The organism is Mucilaginibacter sp., from assembly GCF_036383575.1.
Classification (GTDB): Bacteria; Bacteroidota; Bacteroidia; order Sphingobacteriales; family Sphingobacteriaceae; genus Mucilaginibacter.
In genome coordinates this window covers 1-3,894 of sequence record NZ_DASVOB010000431.1, presented here as the reverse complement: position 1 = coordinate 3,894, position 3,894 = coordinate 1, and the positions used below count along the sequence as shown (strand labels likewise).

Genomic DNA, 3,894 nt, shown 5'->3' with positions numbered 1-3,894 from the left:
AATAAAAACGCCATTGCTGATGCCAACTACCACGCCGACCTCCTCAACGGTGTTGATGTGATCAGTACCGAAGGGAAAAGCGCCAAACGTCAGCTTAAAACCGACAGCATTTTACAAACCGATCAAATGGTGAAGGCTATCCCCTACTACGCCTGGGCTAACCGCGGGCCAAGCGAAATGACTGTTTGGATCCCGTATGAAACTTCGGCGGTACGGCCAAAACCGGCGCCAACCATTGCAAGCAACAGTAAAGTTAGTGCCTCTTTAAAAAACGTACGGATGTTTGCTGCCATAAAAGATCAGTATGAACCGGCCGACTCAAAAGATACTAACTATCCTTACATGCACTGGTGGCCTGCCAAAAACACTAATGAGTTTGTGCAGTATGATTTTGATGCAGAGCATACGGTAAGCGAATCAAAAGTTTACTGGTATGATGATGGCCCGTGGGGCGGCTGCCGCATCCCGGTATCATACAAGATATTGTATAAAAAAGACGGCCAATGGGTTCCGGTAAAAAACACCACGCCTTACACCGTAAGTAAGGACAGTTTTAACGTGGTTACGTTTGAACCAGTGGCAACTACCGCTTTAAGAATGGAAATTCAATTACCGGTTGATAATTCAACCGGCATCCACGAGTGGGCGGTTAAATAAATAACTGCCTGCAATAACAACAAAGCCTTTCCGTTTCAAAAAAAGCAGAAAGGCGTTGTTGTTTAACTACTTCATTTGCCTATAAACTAATATTGGCTACATTTGCGGCCTTAAAAAATAAAAAAATGGTAAATTTTGAAAAAGTGAAAGAAGTTATCGCAGCAGCAGAAGCTGACGCGGCAAGCTTTTATGAAAAAGGTAACAAAGCTGCCGGTACAAGACTGCGCAATGCTATGCAACAATTAAAAGTACTTGCTACGGATATCCGTAAAGAAGTTACTGAAAAGAAAAACGCTGCAGCATAATTACTGTCAGCAATGTTTTTAGATAAAGCGGGGCTGGTTTTTCCATGTACCCGCTTTTTCTGTTTTTGTGATCTGGCTAAAGGTTCGGATCGACCAGACACTATCACCCCTTCATATTACCTCCTCATTTTTTCTCACTAATTATACTAATTACCAAAACCATAAGCACTTAATGGTGTTCATGATTGGTAACCCCATGTCAAAGCGTTATTTTTGACTATCACAGATCGAGTTGTTAATTTCATGTATCGCGGAAGTATCTTTTCAAATATGTCTATCCGTTGGTATGCGCCTTTATGCTGCATATTGCTTCTGTGTGCTGTTAAAAGTACACATGCCCAGGATACTATTCTGCTACACTCCCGTAATTTTGGTGCCGCGCATGAGATCTATTTTAATGATTCGCTTTGGTTTTTCCATGCAGGCGAATTACCCAAAGCCCGGCAACATGAAGTAAGTACAACCGGCTGGGATACCTTACATTATACAGGATTCGGAAATCAAAATGCGCCCCGCGGATGGCACGGAGTAGGCTGGTTTGGTTCATGGATCAGGGCCGACACCGGTTTGGTAAATAAAAAACTATCATTGCGCATCAATCATGATGGCGCTTCAGAGATCTTTCTGGACGGCAAACCTATTGGCGGCTACGGTACGGTTGGCAATTCGGCAAAAGAAATGGAAGCAATGACTGCAAGGAGAGAATTGATCCCGATTTGGTTCGCAGATACCCGCGCGCATCTCATCACTATTCATTATTCCAATTTTTTTGACGTTTATGCCGACTTTTATGGCTTTCAGACCTGGATAGGCGATTACCAAAAACTTGCTCCCAAAATACGAACCGCCAATGAGCGATTTAATTTTATGCTCATGTGCGCAGCTGCGCAGCTTATATTAGGATTTGTGCATTTTCTGTTATTCCTCTTTTATCCCAAGCAAAAACTTAATCTTTACTATGCCCTTTTTGTACTGCTGGTAGGCTTCAACGAGGTAGGTATATACTTGTTTTATCGAACAAACACGCCTATCATACAATTTTTTTCACAATCGTTAATGGATGGGGGCAAAGTTATAATGATGTGGGCGGCCGTAATGCTGCTTTATACACTTGATTATAAACGGGTTCCCCGCTGGCGAATAATTGCATTAACTACCGTAAGCACTTTATATTTTATAGCTTATATTTTTAAATTTTCAAATCATATTGAGTACTGGACTGATTATTTCTCTCAGGTTTTCTTTATTTTCATATTAGATGGATTTTGGTCCGTATCCCGTCTCATCAAAAAGAAACAAAAGAGAGTGCGGCTCATAATTGCTGGTGTGGTAGTAGTTATATTGCTGTATTATTTTGCATGGGACGATGTATTTCACTTGTGGCCATACCAACTTAACTCCATGCGCTTAATGGTAATGGCTGCAGGCGAATTAATTTTACCGCTTTGTTTATCACTTTATCTTGCAATTGATTTTAAAAGAACAAATCAAAACCTTACGGCAAAACTTTCGGAGGTAGAAACCCTGTCGGCCCTGGCGCTTGCACAGGAAACCGAAAAAAGGGAATTAATAGCGGGTGAAGCCAGGCGGCTTGAAGAAATTGTAGCTCAGCGTACCGCCGAGCTCAGGGACCAGGCCGATAAATTGCGAGAGATGGACCTGATGAAATCACGTTTTTTCACCAACATCACCCATGAGTTTAAAACACCCCTAACACTCATTATCAACCCGGCTAAAGAGTTGATAGCAACTAATACCGATACAAATGTCAAACGACATACCGGGCTTATCCTCAATAATGCTACACGGCTACTGCAGCTCATCAATCAACTATTGGATTTGAGCAAGCTTGAAAATGGATTGATGGAAGTGAGCCGCTCACCTCTCGACCTCGTAGCGCTCATCAGGATGCATATCCTGTCTTATGAGTCGTTAGTAAAACAAAAGGGGATTTCATTGCACTTTACATCACATCAGGACAAGCTTTGGATGCTGGGCGACAGGGACAAGCTGGACGCAATTGTTATTAACGTAATATCAAATGCCCTGAAGTTTACTGATGAAGGAAAGGTAGAGGTTATTTTGCAGAAAGATCCCGAATTGTTAGATGGTGCTTTCAATCTCATCATTCAGGATACGGGCCGCGGTATTTCACAAGCGAAAATACCATTCGTGTTCGACCGATTTTACCAGGCCGACCCTTCAGATACCCGTTCGGCCGAGGGCACCGGCATAGGTCTGGCTGTTACAAAGGAATTGGTAGAATTGATGGGGGGGCGAATAAGTATAACAAGTAAGGAGACCTCATTTACACAGGTAAACATCAGTATGCCATACGAACCTGCTGACGCCGGATCCGAACCGGTAGTGCAGATTCTGCCCGCTGGAGTAATATTACCGGACGCCAATACTCATAATCCAAAGATTATCGATGAAGAAAAACCGTTAGTATTGCTTATAGAGGATCACCAGGAACTCCGTGACTTTGTTCAGCAACTGCTGGCGGATAAATACAGGGTGCTAATTGCGGCAGATGGAAACGAGGGTATAACCCTCGCATTGGAGCAGGTTCCCAATTTGATCATTACCGATCTGATGATGCCGCATGTTGATGGATATGAGCTTAGCACCGTGCTAAAAAAAGATGTAAAAACCAGCCATATCCCCATCATTATCCTGACAGCCAAAGCCGATATGGACAGCCGGATCCAGGGAATTGAAACAGGTGCGGATGCCTACCTGGCCAAACCTTTTGAAAAACGCGAATTATTTGCCCTGATGGAAAACCTCATCAGCGTACGCAACCAATTACGCGAGCATTACAGCAAGCAGGACCTCTGGTTTAGTGATGCGCTATCCATGCCATCTATAGAGCGGGAGTTCATAACCCGTGTACGCAGCGCAGTAGAGAGCCACTTAAATGAAGAAGGCT

At 43.3% G+C, this 3,894-nt stretch carries 3 protein-coding genes; all 3 read left to right on the top strand.

The window, feature by feature from the left end:
• Positions 1 to 657, top strand: a 657-nt coding sequence (locus tag VF500_RS15090; RefSeq protein ID WP_330860457.1) for a discoidin domain-containing protein, incomplete at its 5' end; no start/stop codon positions are given.
• A gap of 125 nt (positions 658 to 782) precedes the next feature.
• Positions 783 to 962, top strand: a complete 180-nt coding sequence (locus VF500_RS15085; RefSeq protein ID WP_121232014.1) for a histone H1 — start codon at positions 783 to 785, stop codon at positions 960 to 962.
• 270 nt (positions 963 to 1,232) lie between these two features.
• The coding region (locus VF500_RS15080) for a response regulator (RefSeq protein ID WP_330860456.1) at positions 1,233 to 3,894 on the top strand (2,662 nt) is incomplete at its 3' end.